The following is a 23,976-nucleotide window of genomic DNA, read 5'->3' on the forward strand; positions in this document are numbered from 1 at the left end:
CACAACTGTGCACGAAGGTACGGCGAACCGCAGAGAAACCCGACGGGGGGTTCAAGGTACTCAGTGGCTCGGCGACGTCGGCGCGGCAGGGCTCCCATTCCCCGGGGCGGCCAACCGAGAGTCCGCACGGTAACAACGGCGGCCCCGGGCCACAAGACAGGGCCGTCAGAGGGGGTGCGGTGCCACCTCGGGCAGGTGAGGCGGCCCCCGGTTTGATGCCCGGGGGCCCGGGTGCGTACCCTCATAAGGTCTCCCGCTTGCGGCGGGTGAGTTCTGTGTGCCCTCCGTGGTCGCCGCGCGTACTCACCCTCGTCGCGTACCGGCAGGGGGCGGGCAGACCTGCAAGACCTTCTGAGTACCGGGAGAACCAGTCGTGAGCAAGCGCACCTTCCAGCCGAACAACCGTCGTCGGGCCAAGACCCACGGCTTCCGTCTGCGGATGCGTACCCGTGCGGGGCGCGCCATCCTCGCCGCCCGCCGCCGCCAGGGCCGCGCCAAGCTGTCGGCCTGACCCCAGCCCGCCGCCGTGCTACCCGCGGCCGCCCGGCTGACCAGCAGCGCGGACTTCCGGATGGTGACCAAGAACGGTCGCCGCGCCGGTCGTCCGAGGCTCGTGGTGCACGCCGTGACGGACCGGGTGCGGGCGGCACCACTCGAAGCCGACTCGACGGTGACACGGTCCCCCGTGCCGCCGAGGGTCGGTTTCGTCGTGAGTAAGGCAGTGGGCAACGCGGTCGTCCGGCACCGCGTCGCCCGGCGCCTGCGGCACGTCGCGCGGGACCGGATCGGAACTCTGCTGCCGGGCAGCACGTTGGTCGTTCGGGCATTGCCGCGAGCGGCGACGGCGACCAGCGCCGAGCTCGACCAGGACTTCGAGGCCGCGATCCGCAGGCTGCACCTGGTCCGGGACAACGGTGCCGACGATGGCGGTGGGGCGTGAGTGGAGCATCCGCGGTGGACGACCGTGCGGCTGCCACGCGCCCGGGTCCGCTGGCGCGGTTGCTGCTCCTGCCGGTCCGCGGCTACCGGCGGTGGGTATCCCCGCTGTTGCCGCCCGCGTGCCGGTTCTACCCCAGTTGTAGCGCGTACGCGGCCGAGGCACTGACCGTGCACGGTGCCGCCCGCGGCTCCTGGCTCGCTGTCCGCCGCCTGCTCCGGTGCGGCCCCTGGCACCCCGGCGGTCTCGACCCCGTGCCGCCGAGGAAAACCGAGAAAGCGTCCGGGAAGAGCCCGGCTGACCCGACAGCTGCCGAGGAGTAGTTCCGTGCTCGATTTCATCTACTACCCGGTGTCCTTCATCATGTGGTGTTGGCACTGGGTCTTCGGTCACGTCTTCGGCGAGTCGAGCGCTATCGCCTGGGCGCTGAGCATCATCTTCCTGGTCTTCACCCTGCGCGCGATCATGTTCAAGCCCATGGTCAAGCAGGTCCGCTCGATGCGGAAGATGCAGGAGTTCGCGCCCGAGATCAAGAAGCTGCAGAAGAAGTACGCCAACGACAAGCAGAAGCAAGCCCAGGAGATGCAGAAGCTGCAGTCCGAGCACGGCGTGAGCCCGCTCGGCGGCTGCCTGCCGATGCTGCTGCAGATCCCGGTCTTCATCGGCCTGTTCCACGTGCTGCGCGAGTTCAAGCCGGGTAAGACCGAGAACTACTTCTTCGACGAGCGCGGTGTCACCTCCTACGTCGACGCCAACCTGTTCGGCGCCCGGCTCAGCAACTGGATCACCCAGCCGCAGCAGGCGCTGGCGGAGTTCGGCGTGCAGCGCAGCTCGGTCATCCTGGTGGCCATCCCGCTGATGCTGCTCGCGAGCGCGCTGACCCACCTCACCGCCCGGCACTCGGTCGCCCGGCAGAACCCGGCCGCGGCCACCGCGCAGACCGGCCTGATGAACAAGCTGACGCTCTACGTCTTCCCGCTGGGTGTGCTCCTCGGTGGCTTCTTCTTCCCCATCGGCCTGATCATGTACTGGCTGAGCAACAACGGCTGGACCCTCTGGCAGCAGCGCTTCGTCTACAAGCGCATCGACGCTGAGGAAGCCGCGAAGAAGACCGCCGTGATCGAGAAGCGCGCCGCCAACGCCCCCCGCCCGGGCGCGAAGCCGACCCAGCCGAAGAAGCGCCCCGCCCCCGTCAAGCCCGCGGACGACGACGTCGCCACCGAGCAGTCGGCCCCGTCGTCCGAGCCGGCCACGACGACGCCGTCGACATCGACGACCGCGACTCCCCCGGCGAAGGCGCCCGGCTCGAACGGCACCGGCGGCACCGAGATTCCCGGCCTGATCGCAGGCCGATCCCGCAGCAAGAAGTCAGGTCGCAAGAACCGCTGAGGCGTGGCTCGACCTGGAGAGGAGTGAACCGTGCCGGAGACGGTGCAGGCGACCGAGACGACCACCGACGTGGAGAGCGAGGACGTGCGGACCGAGGACGGTGAGCGGCCCGCGGGCTCAACCGAGGAGCTGCTGGTCCAAGAAGGCGATATCGCGGGGGACTACCTGGAGCGGCTGCTCGACATCCTCGACTACGACGGCGACATCGACCTCGACGTCGAGGCCAGCCGCGCGGTGGTGAGCATCGACGGCGGTGAGGACTTGGAGAAGCTGGTGGGTCCGCGCGGCAACGTGCTGGAGGCGCTGCAGGAGCTCACCCGGCTCGCCGTGCAGCAGGAGACCGGCGCCCGCAGCAGGCTGATGCTCGACATCGCCAGCTGGCGCGCCGACCGCCGGGAGGAGTTGCGCGACCTCGGCCAGGCCACCGCCCAGAAGGTGCTGTCCAGCGGCGAGCGCGTCCGGCTGCAGCCGATGACCCCGTTCGAGCGCAAGGTCGTGCACGACGCTGTCGCCACGATCAAGGGCGTGCACAGCGAGAGCGAGGGTGAGGACCCGCGCAGGCGCGTGGTCGTCTTCCCCCAGTAGTCAGCAGTCCGGCAGTACCGAACGCGGCCCGCCTCTCCGGCGGGCCGCGTTTCTTTTGGGCACGTTTCACGTGGAACACCGTGGGGCGAGGCAGGTCGCCGATCACCGATCGGCGACAATCACCGGGCACCGTTTCACGTGGAACATCGGATGGGGTCTGACTGGATGACGAACGATCGGACCTCAGCCGCCGCCGCGGTGTTCGGGGATCGGGTCCACCTAGCCGAGCGGTTCGTCGACCTGCTCACTGAGCACGGTGTCGAGCGCGGGCTCATCGGTCCGCGCGAGGTCGACCGGCTGTGGGACCGGCACGTGCTCAACTCGGCGGTCGTCGGCGACGCGATGGCCGAGGGAGCCCGAGTGGTGGACGTCGGCTCGGGCGCCGGGCTCCCCGGTATCCCGCTCGCCATCGCCCGGCCCGACCTGGAGGTGATCCTGGTCGAACCGATGGCCCGGCGGGTGGCGTGGCTGGACGAGGTCGTGGAGACTCTTGCCCTGTCCTCGGTCACGGTCCTGCGGGGTCGCGCCGAGGAACAGGCCATCCGGTCGCGGGTTCTCGGCGCTGATGTGGTCACCGCCCGAGCCGTCGCCCCGTTGGCGAAACTGGCCGGATGGTGTCTCCCCCTGCTGCGCGAGGGCGGCGTGCTGGTCGCCCTCAAGGGAGCCAGTGCGGGCGAGGAGATCGACCGGGACCGACAGGCGGTGGCGCGGCTCGGGGGCGGTGCGCCGCACGTCGAGACCTACGGCGCCGCCGTGCTCGAGGTCCCGACAACGGTGGTGCTCATCGAACGCGTGAAGTCCGCTGTCGGGCGTGACCGGTCTTGGCGGACAAGGAAAGATCAGGGTGCACAGAAGGATCAGGGTGCACGGCTAGATCAGAGTGCACAGCGGGACCAGGGTGTACATCGAGGCTGAGAACGGAGCGAGGATGTTCCACGTGAAACAGACGGCTTGCGTCGCCGATCTGACCGGTGCTCGGGAGGACCGCTGACCATGACCCAGCCCTCCCCCGCCTCCGTTTCCGGCTGGACGCCGATAGCCGAGGAAGCCGCTCGGGCGACCCGGCTCAAGCACCCGGACCGGATGTTCCCCCGCCCCACCCACCGTCGGGTCTTCACCGTCTCCAACCAGAAGGGTGGCGTCGGCAAGACCACCTCGGCGGTCAACCTCGCCGCCGGGCTCGCCATGCACGGGCTGCGCGTGCTCGTCATCGACCTGGACCCGCAGGGCAACGCCAGCACCGCCCTCGGCGTCGACCACCGCTCCGGTACCCCCTCGGTGTACGAGGTGCTGCTCGGCGAGGTCACCGTCGCGGACGCGGCGCAGATGAGCGACCAGTCCCCCAACCTCTACTGCGTGCCCGCGACCATCGACTTGGCGGGCGCCGAGATCGAGCTGGTGTCGATGGCGATGCGCGAGTCCCGGCTCAAGGAGGCGCTGTCCGACCAAGCGCTCGACGAGCTGAACCCGGACTACGTGTTCATCGACTGCCCGCCCTCGCTCGGCCTCCTGACCGTCAACGCGATGGTCGCCGCGCAGGAGGTGCTGATCCCGATCCAGTGCGAGTACTACGCGCTGGAGGGGCTCAGCCAGCTGCTGCGCAACATCGAACTGGTCCAGGCGCACCTGAACCGGCAGCTGACCGTGTCGACGATCCTGCTGACGATGTACGACGGTCGCACCAAGCTGGCGGACCAGGTGACCTCGGAGGTGCGGCACCACTTCGGTGACACCGTCCTCACCACGGTCATCCCGCGCAGCGTGAAGGTGTCCGAGGCGCCGGGCTACGGCCAGTCCGTGCTCGCCTACGACCCCGGTTCCCGCGGCGCCATGAGCTACCTGGACGCCGCCCGTGAAGTTGCCGAACGAGGAGCGGGGGCACCGCAATGAGCGGCACCGGACCAGCCGGGCGCAAGGGCGGGTTGGGTCGCGGTCTCGCCGCGCTCATCCCCCAAGGGCCACCGGTCGGCGCGCCTGCGGGCGGGCTGAGACTGCCCACCCCCTCGGGGCGCGCCGGTGAGTCGATCGAGAGCGCCCCCGCCCAGCCTGAGCACAGCGGCACGGTGGCGGGCGCGGTCTACCGGGAGATCCCGACCGGGTCGATCAAGGCAAACCCCAAGCAGCCGCGGCAGGTGTTCGACGAGGACGCGCTGACCGAGCTGGAGCACTCGATCCGCGAGTTCGGGCTCATGCAGCCGATCGTGGTGCGCGAGCTCGGGCCGGACAGCTACGAGCTCGTCATGGGTGAGCGGCGGCTGCGCGCCTCTCAGCGCGCCGAGTTGGAGCGCATCCCGGCGATCGTCCGGCAGACCGCCGACGACGCCATGCTCCGCGACGCGCTGCTGGAAAACATCCACCGGGTGCAGTTGAACCCGCTGGAGGAGGCAGCGGCCTACCAGCAGCTGCTCGACGAGTTCGCCGTGACGCACGAGGAGCTGGCAAGCCGGATCGGGCGCAGCAGGCCGGTCATCACCAACACCATCCGGCTGCTGCGACTGCCGCTGCCGGTGCAGCGCCGGGTGGCGGCGGGTGTCCTGTCCGCCGGGCACGCGCGGGCGTTGCTGGGTCTGGACGAGCCGGGCAGCCAGGAGGAGCTGGCGACCCGGATCGTCGCCGAGGGCCTGTCGGTGCGGGCAACCGAGGAAGCGGTCACCCTGGCCAAGGGCGCTCCCCCGGCCAAGCCCAAGCAGGCGCCGCGCAACCCGATCCAGGCACCGGGGTTGCAGAGCCTCGCCGAACGCCTCTCGGACAAGTTCGACACCCGGGTGAAGGTCGAGTTGGGCAAGCGGAAAGGTCGGATCGTGGTCGAGTTCGGCTCGGTCGACGACCTCGAGCGGATCGTCGAGATGATGGCGGAAAACGGGACAAATCGGACCTGAAATTCCCGCAGGGAACCACACCAGGTCAATACGTCACGGTGACAATGAGCGGATGATGGCCCTGCGTCGACCCGAACTCACTCAGGGTGCGGGGATGGCGCGGGCGATCGCCCGGTCGACCAGACCGGCGTAGGTGGTGCCGAACGACAGCCCGGCCGCCTCGAACGCCATCGGGACGAGCGAGGTCTCGGTCAGACCGGGCGACAAGTTCACCTCGAGGAAGTACACGTCCCCCTCGGCGCTCACCACCGCGTCGGTCCGGGACACGTCGCGCAACCCGAGCAGCCGGTGCGCCGCCACCGCGAGGTCGGCCACCTTCGCCGCGGTGTCCGGGTCGAGCCGGGCGGGCGTGTGGAAGGTCGTCAACCCGGCGGTGTAGCGGGCGGTGTAGTCGTAGACACCGGTCTCCGGCGCGATCTCCACCGCGGGCAGCGCCGTCGGTCCGTCGGGCCCGTCGATGACGGTGACGGCCACCTCGACACCGTGGATGAACCGCTCGGCGAGCACGGCGTCGCTGTAGGCGAGCGACCCCACCATCGCGGTCGGCAGCTGCGCCGCCTCCCGCACCACCTGCGCACCGAGGGCTGAGCCGCTCTGGTCGGGTTTGAGCATCATCGGCAAACCGAGCCGCTCGACCATCGCGTCGAGCACCGGCTGCGCGCCCAGCTCGCGGAACGCGCTCTGCGGCAGCACCACCCAGTCCGGGGTCAGCAGCCCGGCGCGGCGCAGCTCGGCCTTCGCGCTCGGCTTGTCCCACGCCCGGCGGCACGCGTCGGCGTCGGCACCGACGTACGGCACGCCGAGCAGTTCCAGGATCGTCTGGATGGATCCGTTCTCACCCTCACCGCCGTGCAGCGCGATCACCACGGCGTCCGGCCGGTGCTTGCGCAGCCTGGGCAGCAGGCCCGCGTCGGCGTCCCACTCCTCCACCGTGACCCCAACCGAGCGCAACGCCGCCGACACCCGGCGCCCCGACCGCAGGGAGACGTCCCGCTCGTGCGAGAGACCTCCGGCGAGCACGGCTACCCAGCGATCGGTCACGGACGCTCCTAGGGGAATGCACGGCTGAGACAGCCGCGGGTGAACAAACGCAGCTCGGACGGTACCGACAACGCCTACGCGGTGTCCGGTGTGGGCGTCTGCGGGCCGGAGAGCGCCCGGCTAGTGGTGGGGCCGAAGGTGTTGAGCAGGTCGAGCTCTTGGGCGAGCACGCCCGCGAGCCTGCGCACGCCCTCGGAGATCCGCTCCGGCGGCGGGTAGCAGAACGACAGCCGCATCTGCCTGCTGCCGAACCCGTCGGCGTAGAAGCCGGTGCCCGGCACGTACGCCACCCGGGCGGTGACCGCCCGGGGCTGCATGGCCTTGGTGTCGACGCCCTCCGGCACCGTGAGCCAGACGAAGAACCCACCGTCGGGCCTGGTCCACGTGCAGCCCGCGGGCATGTGCTGCTCCAGCCCGGTCAGCAGGGCGTCGCGGCGCTCGCGGTACATGGTCTGGAAGGACTTGATCTGGCCCTTCCAGTCGTGCGTGGCCAGGTAGCGCGAGACGACCATCTGGTTCAACGTGGGCGCGCACAGCGCAGCCGACTCCGCGGCCAGCACCAGCTTCTCCCGCACCGCGTGCGGCGCCAGCGCCCAGCCGACTCGCAGACCGGAGGCGAAGGTCTTGGAGAACGAACCCAGGTAGATCACGTTGTCGGCGTCCATCGACCGCAGCGCCGGGTAGATCTGGCCGTCGAAGCCCAGCAGGCCGTACGGGTTGTCCTCGATCACCAGCACGTCGTGCCGGGCGCAGATGTCCAGGACCTCGGCCCGCCGCGAGACCGCCATCGTCACGCCCGCGGGGTTGTTGAAGTTCGGGATCGTGTACAGGAACTTGACCCGGCGGCCCGCCCGCGCGGCGGCCGCCAGCGCCGCCCGCAACGCCTCCGGCTGCAGCCCGTGCTCGTCCATCGCGACGTGGCGGACATCGGCCTGGTAGGAGGCGAAGGTGCCCAGCGCGCCCACGTAGGACGGCCCCTCGGCCAGCACGATGTCACCCGGGTCGCAGAAGATGCGGGTGACCAGGTCCAGCGCCATCTGCGAGCCGACCGTGACCACCAGGTCGTCCGGATGGCCGACGACCCCCTCCAGGGCCATGACCTCGCAGATCTGCTCGCGCAGCAGCGGCACACCGTGCGCGGAGCCGTACTGCAGGGCGGTCAGCCCCTCCTCGGCGATGATCTGCCCGATCTGGCTGGACAACGACTCCAGCGGCAGCGCGGCCAGGTTCGGCATCCCGCCCGCCAACGACACCACCTCGGGCCTGCTCGCCACCGCGAACAGCGCTCGCACCTCGGACGCCGTCATGCCGGCCGCCCGCGCCGCGTAGCGCCCCAGGTGCGGGTCGAGGCTGCGGGCGCCCAGTCGTTCGGGCGGCTGTCCAGAGGTCGTCATGGCTCGCTCCAAGGGGTGGAACAGTCAAAACAGTGTAACCAGAGGAGTGACTTACCCCTGAGATTCCGCCCCGCGGTTCCGACGCAGGTCACATCGCCCTATCCTGGGTCGCGTAGTTCGCCGTCCTCCCCTGCGGGCGCGCGACGGTATTCCGCGAGGCACGGGAGGTTGGGTGTCGCGACGCGTCGTCGGCGTCACGCTGGACAACCTGGAACACCTTCCGAAGCACTGCCGCGGATGCGTGTACTGGGAGTTGGCGCCGCACCTCAAGGAGCAGGCGGAGGAGTTCGGCACCACCGAGCTGGAGAAGGAAGCCTGGGTCTCGAGCGTCCTGCTCGACTGGGGCTCCTGCGGCCGAGTGGTCTACAGCGACAAGCTCCCCGTCGGGTTCGTGCTGTACGCCCCGCCCAACGCCGTCCCCCGCGCGTCCGCGTTCCCGACGTCCCCGGTCAGCGCTGACGCGGTCGTGCTCACCGGCTTCCACGTGCTTCCGGAGTTCCGCGGCGGCGGCCTCGGCCGGATGCTCGTCCAAGCAGTGGCCAAGGACCTCACCCGGCGCGGCGTCCGGGCCCTGGAGGCCTTCGGCGACGCCCGACCGGACGAGGAGCGCTCCTGCGTCGTCCCGGCCGACTTCCTCACCAGCGTCGGCTTCAAGACCGTGCGCCCCCACCCCCGGTGGCCCCGCCTGCGCCTGGAACTGCGCACCGGCATCACCTGGAAGGAAGACGTCGAGGCCGCCCTCGAACGCCTCCTGGGCACCGTCTCGGTCAGCACCGCCAGCCCGATCCTGCAGCGCTGACCCCCAGGCCGTCCCCGCCCCGAGAAACCACCCGTTCAGGCGACCCGAGTTGTCCACAACCAAGATCCACACTCGCCACCACCACCCCCTGCCCAGGTAAAATGGATCGGGGATGGTCCCCCTAGGGATGGGTGGGCCGTCTCTTGGGGGTGTCTCTGGGTGGTTGTCAAGCCGCTGCGGGGGGCGGAGCTGGTTCGGGGTGGCGGTGGTTGGTGCGGTTGCGGAGCATCGCGTAGAGGACGTCGCAGCGGCGGGCTAGGCAGATGAGCGCGGCGTTGTGTTTCTTGCCCTCGGCTTCGTTTGCGGTCGTAGTAGGTGCGGCTGGTGGGATCGGAGAGGGCTGCGAAGGCGGCAAGGTAGAACGCGCGTTTGAGTGTGCGGTTGCCGGTGCGGGCGGGGTGTTCGCCGCGGATGCTGCTGCCGGAGCGGTGGTTGACTGGGGCGATGCCCGCGTAGGCGGCCGAGTGGGCGGAGCTGGCGAAGCCGGTGGCGTCGCCGATCTCGAGGAGGATGCGGGCGGCGGTCCTGATCCCGATGCCGGGCATCGAGGTCAGGACCGCGGCGAGAGGGGTGCGCATCGAGTGTCCCCTCGATCTCTGTTACCAGGGTTTTCTGTTGCTGGAGAAAGGTTTCAGGCTGTCGGCCAGTCGAGACGGAACCGTGTCCGCCGCGGTCGCGCCGGGGACGGTGACGGTCTGCTCGGCCAGAGCGGAGAGGATGTCGTCGACCATGCGGGCGCCCATGCGGGGAGCGTGTGTCACCGCGATCGAGGTCGGCTTCCGGCGTCCGGCCTTGCCGATCCCGACGGGTCCGCCGCAGCGGGAGGATCTCCAGCACCGCCGGGTGGCCGGTTCGGCCCGAGGACGCGTTCGAGGGCGGGATGGATTCCAGTGAGCAGCCCTCGGACGCGGTTGGAAAGGCGGTTGCCTCGCCTGCGAGGTCGTCGTCGAAGCCGACCAGGACGTCGAGCTCGGCCAGGGCGTCGTCGCCGGTGTCGACCTGGCGCAGGGTGCGGGCGGCGTCGGCGATGACGAAGGCGTCGCGGGCGTCGGTCTTGGCGTTGCCCGGATAGAGGTCGGCGATGCGGCGCATGGCCAGGCCCGGAGGGTAGGCGACCTGGTGCCCGCAAGCGCGGGCGACGGTGACCGGCAGGGCGCCGATCGTCGCGGGCTGATCGACCACCACGAGCAGCGGCCCGTGCTTGGCGAGCTTGTCGAACAAGGCCCGCAGCAGCGTCGGTTCGGTGTCGGGCAGCGGGATGTCATGGAGCCGCTTGGCCGCCGGGTCCAGGCTGACCGCGTGATGGGCATCCAGGCCGAGGAACACCCTGAAAGTCGGTTTCCCGGGTGGGGATCGGCGATAAGCCAGCAGGTAAGCCGCCTGGTGCCCCAGCGCGGGGGCAACGTCCCGATCGGCGTCGGCAGAGACCACGACTAGCAGCCTCCCGGGTCGGGAGGGCTAGTCGAACAACGCCCGCAGCTGTTGGGCGTCGGCCCGCCATGCACCGATGCCGCGACGTGGTCACCGGGTGGGCCGTCGGGCGGGCGGCACGCGGAGGGCCCAGCGTGTGACAGCTCAACGGCTTGTGTGGGCGCAGAGGTGGGGCCCGCTGGTTGAGGTGTCTCCGACCAGCGGGGCAAGCGTTTGCTACTCGGCCTTGGCCAACTCGTGGGCAAGGACGTCGGCGAAGGTGAAGCTGCCGGTGGGCTGGTCGTTCTCCCCCAGCAGGTAGAGGCGCTTCACGGCCACCACGATGCCCTCGGCGACGATGTCGCGGAAGGCGGGGTCGCTCAGCCTGCGGCGGTCGTCCTGGTTGGTGAGGTAGCCGATCTCGATGCGGACGGCTGGGCAGCGGGTGAGGCGGAGCAGCTCCCAGGTCTTGGGGTGGGCGCCGCAGTCGCGCAGGCCGGTGCGCTTGGCGATCTCGCGCTGGATCAGGCCCGCCATGGCCTCGCCCAGCGTCGAGGTGGTGCCGTTCCCGGTGCCGAAGTGGAAGCTGGCGACGCCCTGGGCGAACGGCGAACCGTTGCCGTCCGAGTGCAGGGACAGGACCAGGTCCGCGCCCGCCTCGTTCGCGAACGCCGCGCGTTCGGACTCGTCGGGGCACTGGTCGGGGCCCCTGGAGAGCAGGGCCTCCATGCCGGTGGCGACCATCCGGCCCTCGAGCCTGCGGGCCAGGTCCCACATCAGTTCCGACTCGTTGACGCCCTCGACCGCCACACCGGTGTCGGTGGCGCCGTGGCCGGGGTCGATGACGATGCGCTTGCCGGTCAGGCGGGGGCCGGAGCGGCGGACGCGTTCCTGCTCACGCAGCAGCACCGGACGGCCACCGCGGGCGCGCGGGGACAGCTGGCGCAGGCCGCGGATGGTCTCCGGGCCGCAGATGCCGTCGACCGTCAGCCCGTAGTCGCGCTGGAAGTTGCGCAGCGCGGCCTCGGTCTGGTGACCGAACACCCCGTTCGGGCGACCCGCGTCGTAGCCCAGCTCGAGCATCCGCTCCTGCAGGGTCACCACGTCGTCGCCGGTGATCGGGGCGGAGACGAGGTAGGCCAGCGGGCGGCCGCCGAGCTGGTAGGTGGCATCACGCAGGGCGCGGTAGGTCGCCGGGCCGATGAGGCCGTCGGTGATCAGGCCGCGCTGCTGCTGGAACGTCCGGATGGCGTGCTCCATGACCTGGTCGAACTGGTCGTGGACGCCGCCGACCGCAGGCATCAGGCCCAACGCTGCGAGCGTGGACCGAACCTCGGCTACGGCCGGCCCCCCATCGCCGCGGCGCAGTACCCGCATGCACGCCTCGCTCTCCACTCGTGCACCCGAAACAGGCGGTGCTGAACCTGACAGGTCACCCATTGTGCCTTGCCGGACTTCCCGTCCCCCGCAGGGATGGCGGGTGGGTCGCTCGGAAAACCGAAACGGGGCTCCCGCGTCGCCTGACGAGACGCGCGAGCCCCGGGTTCGGGTTGCCTGCTCAGCCCAGGTAATCCTGCAGCTCGTTGAGCAGCAGCGCCTTGGGCTTGGCACCGACGATGGTCTTCACCGCGCGACCGCCCTGGAAGACGATCATGGTGGGGACCGACATGACCTGGTAGTCGCGTGCGGTGCCCGGGTTCTTGTCGATGTCGAGCTTGGCGACGGTGATCTTGTCGGAGTAGTCCGCCGCGATCTCCTCCAGCAGCGGGGCGACCATCCGGCACGGCCCGCACCAGGTGGCCCAGAAGTCCACGATCACGGGCTTCTCGCTGATCAGGACGTCGTCGGCGAACGAGTTGTCGGTGACGGTGACGGTGTTACCGGCCATCGTGGTCTCCCTGCGGGCGGTGGGTGGATATGGGGCGGGCGGATGTGGGGTCAGTTGGCGGGGCCGTAGCCGCCGCCGACCAGCTCGGGGGCCAGTTCGGCGGACTCCTCGCCGCGCTCGGCGAGCCAGCGCTCGGCGTCGATCGCCGCCGAGCAGCCGGAGCCCGCGGCGGTGATGGCCTGGCGGTAGGTGTGGTCGACGAGGTCGCCCGCGGCGAACACACCGTCGAGGTTGGTGTGCGTGGAGCGGCCCTGGGTCCGCACGTAGCCCTCGTCGTCGAGGTCCACCTGGCCTGCCACCAGCGCGCTGCGCGGGTCGTGGCCGATGGCGACGAAGAAGCCGGTGACGTCGAGGTCGGAGACCTCGCCGGTGCGGGTGTCGCGCAGCCGCAGGCCGCTGACCTTGGCGTCGCCGAGCACCTCGGTGACCTCGGAGTTGAGCTGCCAGCGGATCTTCTCGTTGGCCCGGGCGCGCTCCAGCATGATCCTGGAGGCGCGGAAGTCCTCGCGCCGGTGGATGACGGTGACCGAGCGGGCGAAGCGGGTGAGGAAGGTGGCCTCCTCCATCGCCGAGTCGCCGCCGCCGAGGACCGCGATGTCCTGGTCGCGGAAGAAGAAGCCGTCGCAGGTGGCGCACGCGGACACGCCGCGGCCGAGCAGCTCCTGCTCACCGGGCACGTTGAGGTAGCGGGCCGCCGCGCCCATCGCCAGCACCACGGCCTTGGCCGCGTAGCGGACGCCATCGGCGACGACGTACTTGACCGGTCCGTCCAGCTCGACCGACTCGACGTCCTGCGGGCGCAGCTCGGCGCCGAACCGCTCGGCCTGGGCGCGCATCTGCTCCATCAGGTCCGGACCCATGATGCCGTCGCGGAACCCGGGGAAGTTCTCCACCTCGGTGGTGGTCATCAGGGCGCCGCCGAACTGGGCGCCCTCGAAGACCAGCGGTTCGAGCTGGGCGCGCGCGGCGTAGACGGCCGCGGTGTAGCCCGCGGGTCCGGATCCGACGACGATCAAGTTCCGGATCTGGTCCGCGTCCGCAGCCATCTGTCCTCCATCGGCTCAGCCGGGCAGCTCCGCCCGGTCGCACTTGGTGTCAACGCGATCGTAGGCGGCCGTTGTTCCACGGCCGCCAGTGATGGCGGGCACCAAGGCGGAGCCAGGTTCGGGCCGGGGTTCAGCCGGGGAAGCCGGGGCGGCCCGGGTCAGCCGATGGTGCCGTTGAACAGCGCGGCGCAGTCGGGTTCGACGACCAGGACGCGGAACTTGGCGATGCCGTCCAGCTGCAGGATCATCGTGCCCGGCTTGCCGTCCAGCGTCACCGGGCGGACTCCGACGACCTGGTTCTTCGCCGGGTCGAGCTTGTTCTCCGCGCGGCACCGATCCACTCCGGCGCGGTCCTTGAGCGGGCCGTAGTCGAAGCGGTTGACGACCTTGTTGGGCACGCCCGCCAGCTCGGTGCTCTTGACCGCGAGCGGGCCCTCTTGGCCGGAGTTGTCGCTCGGCGGGAGCACGGCGGTCGGGGCCGGTTCGGCGACACCGCCGGTCTGCTGGGTGCCGGGCAGCACGGCAAAACCGACGGCCACCGCGGCGGCGGCAGCGGTGAGCAGGCCGGCTCCCCAGGCGGCGCGCTTGCCACGCCTGCCGCGGGCCGCGCTCAGGTCGATCACCGGCGCGATCTCGGGCAGCGGTTCGCGCACCGCGACCGGGTGGCCGAAGGCCTGCCTGGCCTCGGCGTCGAGGGCGGCGTCGAGCCGGGCGGCGAAGGTCGCGGGCATCGGCGCGACCGGGGCGTTGCCCAGCTCACCGAGCCCGACCTTGACCGAGTCGAGCGCCTCGATGACCGCCTTGGCGGCCGGGTCGGCGTTGACCCGGGGCCACAACCGGGCGCTCTGCTCGGCGTCCAGGACGCCCGCGTGCAGGTCGGCGAGCAGGTCGACGGACCATGGCGGCCCGCCGGGGCCTCCGCCCCGAAGCTCGTCCGTCATCGTCCCTCCCAGTGGCGCCTGTTTGCGTCTGCGACAGCGCCACCTCGGACGTTCGCATCTGCATCGGGGTTCCGAAGATGTCCGAGAACTTTGGCCAGCTTCGCGCGTCCGCGCGCGCACCTGCTCTTGACGGTGCCCTCCGCGATCCCGAGCATCTTGGCTGTCTCAGCCACCGAGTAGCCCTCGACGTCGACTAAGACGATGGGGACGCGTTGGTCCTCGGACAGCTCGGACAGCGCGGTCTGCACGACCAGCCGGGTCTCGCGCTCGGCCATCGCGTCGCGGGGGGTGACCGGCTCGCCGGGACCGGTCTCGGGCAGCGGCACGGTCGGGCGGGCCTGCCTGCGCCGGACCCGGTCCAGGCAGGCGTTGACCACGATGCGGTGCAGCCAGGTGGTGACCTGCGACTCGGCGCGGAAGGACCCGGCGGCGCGGAAGGCGGAGATGAACGCCTCCTGCAGCGCGTCGGAGGCCTCCTCCGGATCGCGCAGCGTGCGCAGCGCCACCGCCCACAGCCGGTCGCGGTGCCTGCGCACGAGTTCGGCGAAGGCACGGGGGTCTCCCGCGGCGTGCGCCGCGATGAGGTCGGCGTCCGAACTGGCTGCGGCAGTCACCCGGACAGCGTATAGGGCGGTCGCTGGATCGCTGAACCCCGCTCCGACCAGCGGATACGCCGGTCGGACTACTTCGCGCGGACGAACCCGACGTCGGTCAACTCCGAGACGTTGCCGGTGGCCAGGGTGGTGATCCAGATCAGCAGGTGCTGGGTCGGCTCGGCGCTGTCGAGCTGCAGCCGGGTCTTGCCCGGCTGCAGGGTGGCCCGGCCGATGACCTTGGTGTCGGCCAGGCCGGGCTTCTCCGAGGGCGCGGTGCGGATCTCGACCACGGTGCCGCCGCTGGGCGAGTCGATCACCACCTCGGCGAACGGGACCGGCTCGGCGAACGAGGCCATGATCCCGACGCCGGGCTTGAGCGCCGGGAACTGCTGCTGGTACTTGTCGGTCTTCCAGGACGTCTTCGGGTCGCCGTCGACCGCGCGGCTGGCCCGGCGCGGGTTGTCCGGGGTGCCCTTGACGTTGAACACCTGCACGCCCGCGGACTGGATCGGCTCGCCGGGCTGCGGCGGGGCCGGGTTGTTCTGGCCACCGCCGCCACCCGGCGCGGTCGCGACCACGGTCGGCCCGCCCGCGCTGGGCGCGTCGTCGCCGAAGAAGCTGATCAGCTGGATGCCCACCCAGGCCAGCACGCCGACGGTGGCCACCGCGAGCGCGGTGACGCCGATGGCGAGCTTGCGCCGCTTCGAGCGGTCGTTGTTGGGCCTGCGGGTGGTCCAGACGGTGCCGTCGTCGTCGTAGTCCTCGTCCGGGTCGTCCTCGACGGCGTCGATCCGCTGGGTGACGTCCTCGATGACCTTCGCCCGCTCCAGCACCCGGATCAGGCCCGAGCTGGTGCGGATGCCGCCGGTGGCGTCGTCGGAGAGGCTGCGCACCGCGGCCGAGGACAGCTCGTACGGGATGTAGGGGAACAGGTTGCGCGGCGCGATGACCTGGCCGTCGGGGCCCAGCGGCGCGGTCGGGATCGCCGCGGGGGCGCCCGCCAGCGGCCAACGGCCGGTGAGCAGCAGGTACAGGATGGCGCCGAGACCGCGCACGTCGTCCTGCAGCGTCGCGGCGGGCAGCGGGCCGGGGAAGGCCAGCCGGAGCAGGCCGTCCGGGGTGACCCGGACCCGCTGCGGGTGGTCGACGCCCAGGACCATGCCCGAGTGGTGGGCCTGCTCGACCGCGGCGGCCAGCGGCTCCAGCAGGCGAGCGGCGGTGGCCGGGGGCAGCGGGTGCTCGGCGATCACGTCGATCAGGTCGGTGCCCTGCGCCCAGTCGGCCACGATCAGGCCGAGCAGCCCCTCGCCGGGGGCCACGCCGTTGCCGGGACCCAGGACGTCGAGGACCCGGGAGGTGCCGGGGTGGGTGATCCGCGCGGCGTGCATGGTGCGCTCGAGGGTGCGGCGCGCGTTGGCCGCGGCCACCGTGTCACCGGGCTCGCCGACCAGCAGGGTGAGGGCCACGTCGCGGCGCAGCTGACCGTCCTGGGCGCGCCAGAGGTGGGCGTTGGCCCGCTCGTCGAGGCCGAACTCCGCGAGCAGCCGGTAGCGCCCGTCGCCGACCACACCACCAGGGACGAGGAAGCCGTCCCTGGCCCTGATGCCAGCCGCCGCCTCGCCCACCGGGTACTCGGTCCGCCTCGTCGTCACCGGTCTCTCTCCACCTGCCGCTACCGCGTCGAGCGTACGTGAAATCAGTCGGTCACCGGGGACGAACGAGGTCAGCCCCGGCGCACCAGCCGGGTGATTCGGCTCGTCGCCGGGCGCAGCTCCGGCACCCGAAGCGCGGCCAGCACACCGAAGGCGACCACGCTCGCCAGCACGCCCTGCACGACCAGCGTGACCCAGGCAGTGACCAGGGACACGGCGTCGGGCAGCACCCGGCCCGCCAGCCAGGCGACCAGCATGCCCGCGCCGCCGGCGAGCACGCTCACCGCGATCACCCGGATGATCTTCTTGCTGTGCAGGTTGCCCAGCCGCACCCACAGCCACATCTGGCCGAGCACGGCACCCACCACGTAGGTCAGCGAGTTGACCAGCAGCACGGCGATGACCACCTGGTCCGGGCGCACCACGGCGCCGCACAGGTAGATCAGCGGGATCTTCACCGCAGTCATCACGACCATGATCAGGGTGGGTGTGCGGGCGTCCTTCATCGCGTAGAACACCCGCAGCTGCAGCATGACCAGCGCGTAGGGCAGCAGGCCGAACGCGGAGAACGCGAGCGCGGTGCCCAGGCGCTGGGCGTCGGCCAGGTCGGTCGCGCCGCCGTTGAACAGCGCGACGCCGATGGTCGTACCGGTCACGGTCAGCACGGCGCTGATCGGCACCAGCATCACCGCCGAGAGCCTGCTGCCGGTGGACAGGTCGTCGACCAGGCGGTCGATGTCGTTCGCGGCCGCCGCCTTGCTCATCCTGGGCAGGATCGCGGTGAGCAGCGAGACACCGATGACGCCGTAGGGCAGCTGGAACAGCAGCCAGGCGTTGGCGTAGATCGACGCGCCGCCCGCCGCCGCCGCGGTGAGCACCCGCTGGGTGACCACCATGCCGACCTGGCTGATCGCGACGTAGCCCAGGATCCACAGCGCCAGGCCGCCGAACTCGCGCAGCCGTGCGTCGAAGCCCCAGTTCCAGCGGAAGGCGAAGCCGATCCGGCGCAGCGCGGGCAGCAGCATCGCCGACTGCACGACGATGCCCAGCGTGGTGCCGATGCCCAGGACCAGCAGCTTCAGGTCGCCCATCTGCACCGGGTCGAGCGAGATCTCGCCCGGCAGGACCGCGTAGACGACCAGCGTCGCCATGATCACCAGGTTGTTGACCACCGGGGCCCAGGCCGTCGGGCCGAACACGTGCCGGGCCTGCAGGATCGCCGAGAGCAGCGCGAACAGGCCGTAGAAGAGGATCTCCGGGAGCAGCAGGTAGGCGAACGCGGTGACCAGCTCGGGGTTGGCCTTGCCGGTGGAGCCGTCCACGTACAGGCCGGTGAACAGCGGCGCCGCGGCCACTGCGAGCACGGTGCCGACCAGCAGACCGGTCATGCCGACGGTGAGCAGCCGGTTCGTGTAGGCCTGACCGCCGTCGGGGTCGTCCTGCGAGCGCACCAGCAGCGGGACCACGATGCTGGCCAGCACACCGCCGAGCAGCAGCTCGAAGACGATGTTGGGCATCGTGTTGGCGATGGTGAACGAGTCGTTGACCACGCCGATGCCGACCAGCCAGGTCAGCATGATCTTCCAGCCGAAGCCGGTGACCCGGCTGGTCAGCGTGGCGATCGCCATCGATCCGCTGGCCTTGGCCAGCGAGGGCACGGCCTGCTTGCCCGCGCCCTGCCCAGCGTCCTGCTCCACCGTGGCCGTCCTCGTCCGTTCCGTGTCCGCGCCGCTCAGAGGTCTCCCTCCGCCGCTGCCCTCGTGCGCCGTGCGTTGCGGATCCTGCGGAACAACCGCAAACCGACCAGCAAGACCAGTACGCCCGCGGCCGTGCCGGTGACCGCGATGGTGATGCTGCCGTAAGAGGTGGAGTTCAGTTCAACCCGGGAGGTCCTCCCGAGCAGGGTGCCACTGTCGGTGGTCAGCCAGATCGACACGGTGAACCGGCCGGAGCGGGTGACCTCGGTGGGCAGGTAGCGCGGGATGGCGGCCTTGGCCGGGATGCGGACCAGGGCCTCCTCCTCCGGCTTGAGGCCCGGGGTGTTGCCGACGTTGATCCGGGCGCGGACGGTGACCGGCAGGCCGTTGGTGATGAACACCGGCAGCGGGCTGTCCTTCGAGGCCAGCGACAGCGGCCTGCCCGGGTCGTTGACGGTGACCAGCGAGAGCAGCCCGTTGATCTGCGCGGTGACCTCGTTGGTCGCCCGGGAGGCCTGGTCGGGGGCACCGCGCCAGGCGGTGGAGCTCGCCCGCAGCAACCCGTAGCGCAGCGGGTTGACCAGGTCGGCCGGGTAGACCTTGCGGGTGTCGTCGCGGGTGAACACGCTGTCGACCAGCTCGCGCTGCACCGCGTCGACCCGGGCGATCTCGGCGGTGACCGGGGCCGGGATCTCGGCGCCGCTGTCGGCCGCGGCGTAGTCCAGGCCGGTGCCGGTGCCCTGGTCGGCGCCGTCGACCAGGGCCTGCAGGCCCAGCGGGCGGATGAGGCCCTGGGCCTCCAGCGACTGCACGGTCTGCAGGAACACCGCCAGCTCGGCGGGCGAGGCCGACCACCGGCGCGGCGGGGCGACCAGCACCGACTGGCCGGGGGCGCTCTGGAAGCCGCCGCGGAAGACCAGGGTGGCCAGGCCGTTCTGGATCGAGGAGGTCTTCACCCCGGCGTCGTCGACCTGGGCCTTGGGCGCCAGCGAGGAGGCGACGAGCTCGTCGTAGGGCAGCGCCCGCAGGTTGGTGCCCAGCGCGAAGGGGGTCTGGCCCTGGGCGTCGAGCACCCGCGCGGAGTCGGCGATGACGGTGGTCCGGCGGCTCGCGGCGAGGTCGGTGAGGGTGTGCGCGTCCAGGGTGCCGCCATCGGGCCAGACGGTGCCCGCCAGCGGCTTGGTGCCCAGGATCTCCTCGACCTTGCGGGTCCCGTCCAGGGCGAAGTTCTGCAGGTCGACGGTGCCCGCCCGGGACAGCGCGGCCAGGTCGGCGTCGGCGAAGGGCAGCGCGATCACGCACTGGCCGCGGGTCAGGTCCTTGACCCGGTCGAGCCACAGCTGGGCGGTGCGGGCACCGCTGCCCTCGGACATCGTGCCGTCAGCGGCGCGCACCAGGTAGCCGCCGGTCATGGTGCGCACGGTCTCCAGCAGGTCCGGGTCGATCACGAAGCACAGCGACCGCGGCGTCGAGGTGTTCGCCGCCGTCGCCGTGCGCACGCTGTCGACCAGGCTGAACAGCCTGCCGCCCGCCAGCGAGGTGGTGAGGCCATCGTCGGAGAAGACCGGCAGGCCGCCGTCGACCGGCGTCTCCACCTGGCGCGGGCGGTCGTCGATCAGCGGCCAGAGCACGCTGAGCTGGGTCGGCTCGGGGGGCGGGGGCAGCGCGCCGCCACCGGGGACCGACAGCACGGGCAGCAGCGTGCTCAGCGCCCCGACCCGCTCGGCGCGGCCGTAGGCGGGCACTCCGTTGAAGTTGAGCACCACCGGGTAGATGCCGCGCTTGTCCAGCTTCAGCGCGCCCTTGTCGGCGTTGAGCGGGACCGAGATGGAGAACGGCACGCTCTGGCTCGGCGCCAGGTCGGCCACCACCGGCTGGAACACCGAGCTGACCTCGGGCCTGCTCAGCACGTTCGACCGCTGCGGGTCGCCCAGCGCGGTGCGCAGGCCCGACTCGGTGTCGAGCACGTCGCCGCGCTGCAGCCGCACGTCGATCTGCTCCAGCTTGCGGTCACCCGTGTTGGTGATCGTCCCGGTGACGGTGACCGTCTGGGTGCTCGCCTCCACCACGCGGGGGGAGAGCTGGTCGAGGTCGACGCGCAGCCGCCCGGCCGACTCGGCGGCCGCCGCCTGGGTGGGCGGGGGCAGGGCCAGCACGGCGAATACCGCGGCCAGCGCCGCGTAACCGGCGCGGCGCAGTCGAGTGTTCACGACTTCTCTCCAGCTGATGGGTCAGGCACGACCGACCTCGGGTAGATCCCGTCCGACCGGATCGGGTGAGAGCGGATGCTCGGAGAGTAGTTGCCTGGCCTTGCGGACGAGACGGCGCTCGTCGGCATAGGCGAGCCTGCCGTCCAACTCCTCGAGCGCCACCCAGGCGACCTCGGTCACCTCCGGGTCCTCGTCGGAGAGCTCGAAGGAGTGCGCCCGCAGCAGGAAGTGGTGGACGGTCTTGTGGATCCGCTTGGTGCCGTCGGCGATGAACCAGTAGTCGATCGTGCCCAGCGGGCGGACCACCTCGCCGTCGACGCCGGTCTCCTCGGCGACCTCGCGCACCGCGGTCTGCTCCGGGGTCTCGCCCGCCTCGATGTGGCCCTTGGGCAGCGACCACAGCAGCCGTCCGCGCCGGTCCAGGCGCCCGATGAGGGCCACCTCGTGCGTCGCCGGGTCGATGACCAGGCCCCCGGCGGAGGTCTCGTCGACGGTCGTCAGCCGCCGGCCGCGGCGCCGGAACCGGCGCCCGGACCGGGCGCCTCGGGACCTGCCGGACGACGGGGGCATGTCCGCGATGGTAGTGCGGCGGGCGCGCTGGGGACGGGCGTGCGCGCAGGGCCGTGGTCAGCCGATACGCTCGTCCATCGTGTCTGGAACGTCCGCCGCCACCAACGCCGTGGCCGAACTGCTGCGCGTCTCCCCCGTCGCCGACGAGCTGGCTGCCCGGTTCGCCCAGCAGGGCCACCGGCTCTACCTGGTCGGCGGCAGTGTGCGCGACGCGCTGCTCGGGCGGCTCGGCAACGACCTCGACTTCACCACCGACGCCCGGCCGCCGGAGATCATGAAGATCGTCACAGGCTGGGCCGAGGCGATCTGGGACACCGGCATCGCCTTCGGCACGGTCGGTGCCGCCAAGCACGGCGCGACCTGCGAGATCACCACGTTCCGGGCCGACGCCTACGACCGGGTGAGCCGCAACCCCGAGGTGCGCTTCGGCGACTCGATCGAGGCCGACCTGGTGCGCCGCGACTTCACCGTCAACGCGATGGCGATCGACCTGGCGGACCGGCGGTTCATCGACCCGCACGACGGCATGGGCGCGCTGGCGCGGCGCAACCTGGACACCCCGGCCACGCCGCAGGAGTCCTTCGCCGATGACCCGCTGCGGATGCTGCGGGCCGCCCGGTTCGTCAGCCAGCTCGGCTTCAGCTGCGCCCCCCGGGTGCTCGACGCGCTCGCGGAGATGGCCGAGCAGATCACCCGGATCACCCCCGAACGGGTGCAGGCGGAGCTCAACAAGCTGATCTGCGGCGCGCACGCGCACCAGGGGGTCGAGCTGCTGGTCGACAGCGGGCTGGCCGGGCACGTGCTGCCCGAGGTGCCCGCGATGCGGCTGGAGATCGACGAGCACCACCAGCACAAGGACGTCTACGAGCACTCGCTGGTGGTCCTCGACCAGGCGATCGACCTGGAGACCGACGGCCCGGACCTGGTGCTGCGGCTGGCCGCGCTGCTGCACGACATCGGCAAGCCGGACACCCGCAGGCACGTGCCCGGCGGCGGGGTGAGCTTCCACCACCACGAGGTGGTGGGCGCCAAGATGGTGCGCAAGCGCTTGCGGGCGCTGCGGTACTCCAAGGAGGTCACCGAGGAGGTGGCCAAGCTGGTGTTCCTGCACCTGCGGTTCCACGGGTACGGCAAGGGCGAGTGGACCGACTCCGCGGTGCGCCGCTACGTCACCGACGCGGGCGAGCTGCTCCCCCGGCTGCACAAGCTCGTGCGCGCCGACTGCACCACCCGCAACCGCCGCAAGGCGGGCGCGCTGCAGCGCACCTACGACGGCCTCGAGGAGCGGATCGCCCGGCTCGCCGCCGAGGAGGACCTGGCGCGGGTGCGGCCCGACCTCGACGGCAACGAGATCATGCGGCTGCTCGACCTGCCGCCGGGTCCGCTGGTCGGCAAGGCGTGGTCCTACCTCAAGGAGCTCCGGCTCGACCAGGGCCCGCTGGCGCACGAGGACGCGGTGGCCGCCCTGCACGTGTGGGCGCGCGCGCAGGGGTTAGGCGTGCCCGCGGCTGACCAGGGCGAAGCCGCCGAGACCGACGAGGTAGCAGCCCCCGGCGGCGAGGACCAGCCCGGGTGAGGCGCCGTCCGGCGCGACCACCAAGGCGCCGAGCGCGACCGAGACGACCTGGGCGACGTTGAACAGCGTGTCGTAGAGGGCGAACACCCGGCCGCGGACCTCGTCGCCGATGTCGCGCTGCACGGCGGCGTCCACGCACAGCTTCACGACCTGCCCGGCGAAGGAGATCAGCAGCGCCGCGGCCAGCGTGGTGGGCATGGTCAGCGGCAGCCCGAACCCGACGATCGACACCCCGCCCAGGGCCAGCGCCGCCGCGATCGAGCGGCGCCTGCCGAAGCGGGCCACGATCCGGGCGGTCACCAGGCCCGCGAGCAGGATGCCCAGGCCGACCAGCCCGATCGCCTGGCCCAGCCCGCCGAGCCCGGAGCCGAAGTAGAACCTGGTCAGCAGCACGGTGAGCAGCAGTGCGATGCCGAACGCGGCCCGGTGCGCCAGCAGGGCCACGAAGCCCGCCAGCACCGTCGGCGTGCGCAGCGCCGCGCGGCCGCCGTCGAACAGGCCCCTGGCCACGGCGACCATCGTCTGCTGCGGCTCGTCGACCTGGTCGGGCCCCAGGTCGCCGGGCTGGAACCGGCTGGCGAACCAGGCCGCGGCGACCGAACCGACGCACGCGACCAGGGTGGTGAGGCCGGAGCCGAGGTCGTCGTCGCCGAAGACCGCCCGCAGGCCGATCGCGCAGCCCGCGCCCAGCACGGCGATCACCGCGCCGAGCGTGGTGGCCAGCGCGTTGGCCTCGACCAGGTTGCGCACCGGCACGACGTGCGGCAGCGACGCGGACAGCCCGGAGTTGACGAACCGGCTGATCCCGATCACGACCAGCGCCATGGCGAACAGCGTCGCGCCGTTCGCGCCGCTGATCACCGTGGTCGCCGAGACCACGACCAGCAGGGCGCGCACCAGGTTGGCCACCACCAGCACTCGCCGCCGGTCCCACCGGTCGAGCAGCGCCCCGGCGAACGGGCCGACGATCGAGTAGGGCAGCAGCAGCGCGGTGAAGCCGGCGGCGATGGCCAGCGGGTCGGCCTGGCGCTCGGGGTTGAACAGCACGGCGCCCGCGAGCCCGGCCTGGAACAGGCCGTCACCCCATTGGGCGGCGAACCGGCTGTAGAGCAGGGTGCGGAACCCGGCGACGGCGAGCAGGGACCGCGCGCCGACACGCGGGTGGTGCGTTCTGGCCGTGCTCACGGCGGCTGAGCCTATAGGGATGGGCGGCCCCGATCGGGGCCGCCCATCCTGGCCGACGCCCGGTCGCCTCACGGCGAGTTGCGCGACGTGGCTCCAGCCGAGCGGTATTCCACGAAGGCGGTTCCAGTTGAGCCCGGGGGACACGGAGGCGCCGACCGCAAGGTCCAACGAGCGGGGTGGC

The 23,976-nt window shown here is 71.5% G+C and carries 22 protein-coding genes and 1 pseudogene; 10 read left to right on the forward strand and 13 right to left on the reverse strand.

Annotated features, from left to right (window positions below; genetic code table 11):
- Window positions 1-373: 373 nt before the first annotated feature.
- The 8 genes from rpmH to QSK30_RS04995 all read left to right on the forward strand — a co-directional run bounded on the left by rpmH (window position 374) and on the right by QSK30_RS04995 (window position 5,790).
- On the forward strand, window positions 374-511 hold the full coding sequence (gene rpmH / locus QSK30_RS04960; protein ID WP_285499930.1) for a 50S ribosomal protein L34: 138 nt from the start codon (window positions 374-376) through the stop codon (window positions 509-511).
- A gap of 15 nt (window positions 512-526) precedes the next feature.
- Window positions 527-940, forward strand: a complete 414-nt coding sequence (gene rnpA, locus QSK30_RS04965; protein WP_285499931.1) for a ribonuclease P protein component — start codon at window positions 527-529, stop codon at window positions 938-940.
- Complete coding sequence (gene yidD, locus QSK30_RS04970) at window positions 937-1,260, forward strand: membrane protein insertion efficiency factor YidD (RefSeq protein ID WP_285499933.1); 324 nt, start codon at window positions 937-939, stop codon at window positions 1,258-1,260. The genes rnpA and yidD overlap by 4 nt, the downstream gene beginning before the upstream one ends.
- Before the next feature lie 4 nt (window positions 1,261-1,264).
- Window positions 1,265-2,326 carry a membrane protein insertase YidC gene (gene yidC, locus QSK30_RS04975; RefSeq protein WP_285499935.1) on the forward strand — a complete coding sequence of 354 codons (1,062 nt, stop codon included), beginning with the start codon at window positions 1,265-1,267 and terminating at the stop codon, window positions 2,324-2,326.
- An 84-nt stretch (window positions 2,327-2,410) separates the two neighbouring features.
- Window positions 2,411-2,911 (forward strand): Jag family protein, encoded by a 501-nt coding sequence (locus QSK30_RS04980; protein WP_502871798.1) that lies wholly within the window; start codon window positions 2,411-2,413, stop codon window positions 2,909-2,911.
- Between the two features lie 165 nt (window positions 2,912-3,076).
- A complete protein-coding gene (gene rsmG / locus QSK30_RS04985) occupies window positions 3,077-3,826 on the forward strand; it encodes a 16S rRNA (guanine(527)-N(7))-methyltransferase RsmG (protein ID WP_285499936.1) in 750 nt (249 codons plus the stop codon).
- Window positions 3,827-3,904: 78 nt separating this feature from the next.
- On the forward strand, window positions 3,905-4,801 hold the full coding sequence (locus tag QSK30_RS04990) for a ParA family protein (RefSeq protein WP_285499937.1): 897 nt from the start codon (window positions 3,905-3,907) through the stop codon (window positions 4,799-4,801).
- Window positions 4,798-5,790, forward strand: coding sequence for a ParB/RepB/Spo0J family partition protein (locus QSK30_RS04995; protein ID WP_285499938.1), 993 nt, complete (start codon window positions 4,798-4,800; stop codon window positions 5,788-5,790). Before QSK30_RS04990 ends, QSK30_RS04995 begins: the two co-directional genes overlap by 4 nt.
- Window positions 5,791-5,871: 81 nt before the next feature.
- Here QSK30_RS04995 and QSK30_RS05000 read toward each other — a convergent pair whose 3' ends face one another.
- Complete coding sequence (locus QSK30_RS05000; protein WP_285499940.1) at window positions 5,872-6,831, reverse strand: D-alanine--D-alanine ligase family protein; 960 nt, start codon at window positions 6,829-6,831, stop codon at window positions 5,872-5,874.
- A 74-nt stretch (window positions 6,832-6,905) separates the two neighbouring features.
- Entirely contained in the window at window positions 6,906-8,225 is a 1,320-nt protein-coding gene (locus QSK30_RS05005; RefSeq protein ID WP_285499942.1) for an aminotransferase-like domain-containing protein, read from the reverse strand.
- Between the two features lie 172 nt (window positions 8,226-8,397).
- On the opposite strand from QSK30_RS05005, the gene QSK30_RS05010 reads away from it, so the two are divergent.
- Entirely contained in the window at window positions 8,398-9,024 is a 627-nt protein-coding gene (locus tag QSK30_RS05010) for a GNAT family N-acetyltransferase (protein WP_285499944.1), read from the forward strand.
- A gap of 166 nt (window positions 9,025-9,190) precedes the next feature.
- Here QSK30_RS05010 and QSK30_RS05015 read toward each other — a convergent pair.
- The 10 genes and pseudogenes from QSK30_RS05015 to QSK30_RS05060 form a co-directional block, all read right to left on the reverse strand.
- Window positions 9,191-10,392, reverse strand: a pseudogene (locus QSK30_RS05015) (IS110 family RNA-guided transposase).
- A gap of 279 nt (window positions 10,393-10,671) precedes the next feature.
- Window positions 10,672-11,811: an N-acetylmuramoyl-L-alanine amidase gene (locus tag QSK30_RS05020; RefSeq protein WP_285500396.1), complete on the reverse strand. Its 1,140-nt coding sequence runs from the start codon at window positions 11,809-11,811 to the stop codon at window positions 10,672-10,674.
- 181 nt (window positions 11,812-11,992) lie between these two features.
- The gene (gene trxA / locus QSK30_RS05025) at window positions 11,993-12,322 is read right to left on the reverse strand and encodes a thioredoxin (protein ID WP_285499945.1); all 330 of its coding nucleotides are present in this window, start codon (window positions 12,320-12,322) and stop codon (window positions 11,993-11,995) included.
- Between the two features lie 50 nt (window positions 12,323-12,372).
- Window positions 12,373-13,368, reverse strand: coding sequence for a thioredoxin-disulfide reductase (gene trxB / locus QSK30_RS05030; protein ID WP_285499947.1), 996 nt, complete (start codon window positions 13,366-13,368; stop codon window positions 12,373-12,375).
- Between the two features lie 158 nt (window positions 13,369-13,526).
- Window positions 13,527-14,309: an RsmA family anti-sigma factor gene (locus QSK30_RS05035; RefSeq protein ID WP_285499949.1), complete on the reverse strand. Its 783-nt coding sequence runs from the start codon at window positions 14,307-14,309 to the stop codon at window positions 13,527-13,529.
- Window positions 14,306-14,923, reverse strand: a complete 618-nt coding sequence (gene sigM / locus QSK30_RS05040) for an RNA polymerase sigma factor SigM (protein ID WP_285499951.1) — start codon at window positions 14,921-14,923, stop codon at window positions 14,306-14,308. The genes QSK30_RS05035 and sigM overlap by 4 nt, the downstream gene beginning before the upstream one ends.
- Before the next feature lie 68 nt (window positions 14,924-14,991).
- Window positions 14,992-16,557 carry a protein kinase family protein gene (locus tag QSK30_RS05045; RefSeq protein WP_285499953.1) on the reverse strand — a complete coding sequence of 522 codons (1,566 nt, stop codon included), beginning with the start codon at window positions 16,555-16,557 and terminating at the stop codon, window positions 14,992-14,994.
- A gap of 71 nt (window positions 16,558-16,628) precedes the next feature.
- On the reverse strand, window positions 16,629-18,254 hold the full coding sequence (gene murJ / locus QSK30_RS05050; RefSeq protein WP_285499955.1) for a murein biosynthesis integral membrane protein MurJ: 1,626 nt from the start codon (window positions 18,252-18,254) through the stop codon (window positions 16,629-16,631).
- 35 nt (window positions 18,255-18,289) lie between these two features.
- Window positions 18,290-20,464, reverse strand: a complete 2,175-nt coding sequence (locus tag QSK30_RS05055; protein WP_285499957.1) for a DUF6049 family protein — start codon at window positions 20,462-20,464, stop codon at window positions 18,290-18,292.
- Between the two features lie 21 nt (window positions 20,465-20,485).
- The gene (locus tag QSK30_RS05060) at window positions 20,486-21,034 is read right to left on the reverse strand and encodes an NUDIX hydrolase (protein ID WP_285499958.1); all 549 of its coding nucleotides are present in this window, start codon (window positions 21,032-21,034) and stop codon (window positions 20,486-20,488) included.
- Here QSK30_RS05060 and QSK30_RS05065 point away from each other — a divergent pair.
- Window positions 21,033-22,610: a CCA tRNA nucleotidyltransferase gene (locus tag QSK30_RS05065; protein ID WP_502871792.1), complete on the forward strand. Its 1,578-nt coding sequence runs from the start codon at window positions 21,033-21,035 to the stop codon at window positions 22,608-22,610. The two genes, QSK30_RS05060 and QSK30_RS05065, sit on opposite strands and share 2 nt — an antisense overlap.
- On the opposite strand, the gene QSK30_RS05070 is transcribed toward QSK30_RS05065, so the two are convergent.
- Entirely contained in the window at window positions 22,527-23,795 is a 1,269-nt protein-coding gene (locus tag QSK30_RS05070) for an MFS transporter (protein WP_285499962.1), read from the reverse strand. The genes QSK30_RS05065 and QSK30_RS05070 overlap by 84 nt on opposite strands.
- Window positions 23,796-23,976 lie beyond the last annotated feature (181 nt).

Source organism: Actinokineospora sp. NBRC 105648, from assembly GCF_030269645.1.
GTDB lineage: Bacteria > Actinomycetota > Actinomycetes > Mycobacteriales > Pseudonocardiaceae > Actinokineospora.

What these genes read in the sequence shown, in the direction of transcription:
- rsmG (WP_285499936.1), top strand. Translation starts at nt 3,077, where the DNA reads ATGACGAACGATCGGACCTCAGCCGCCGCCGCGGTGTTCGGGGATCGG.
- QSK30_RS05035 (WP_285499949.1), bottom strand. Translation starts at nt 14,309, where the DNA reads ATGACGGACGAGCTTCGGGGCGGAGGCCCCGGCGGGCCGCCATGGTCC.
- trxA (WP_285499945.1), bottom strand. Translation starts at nt 12,322, where the DNA reads ATGGCCGGTAACACCGTCACCGTCACCGACAACTCGTTCGCCGACGAC.
- QSK30_RS05065 (WP_502871792.1), top strand. Translation starts at nt 21,033, where the DNA reads ATGTCCGCGATGGTAGTGCGGCGGGCGCGCTGGGGACGGGCGTGCGCG.
- QSK30_RS05020 (WP_285500396.1), bottom strand. Translation starts at nt 11,811, where the DNA reads ATGCGGGTACTGCGCCGCGGCGATGGGGGGCCGGCCGTAGCCGAGGTT.
- trxB (WP_285499947.1), bottom strand. Translation starts at nt 13,368, where the DNA reads ATGGCTGCGGACGCGGACCAGATCCGGAACTTGATCGTCGTCGGATCC.
- QSK30_RS04990 (WP_285499937.1), top strand. Translation starts at nt 3,905, where the DNA reads ATGACCCAGCCCTCCCCCGCCTCCGTTTCCGGCTGGACGCCGATAGCC.
- QSK30_RS05005 (WP_285499942.1), bottom strand. Translation starts at nt 8,225, where the DNA reads ATGACGACCTCTGGACAGCCGCCCGAACGACTGGGCGCCCGCAGCCTC.
- QSK30_RS04995 (WP_285499938.1), top strand. Translation starts at nt 4,798, where the DNA reads ATGAGCGGCACCGGACCAGCCGGGCGCAAGGGCGGGTTGGGTCGCGGT.
- QSK30_RS05060 (WP_285499958.1), bottom strand. Translation starts at nt 21,034, where the DNA reads ATGCCCCCGTCGTCCGGCAGGTCCCGAGGCGCCCGGTCCGGGCGCCGG.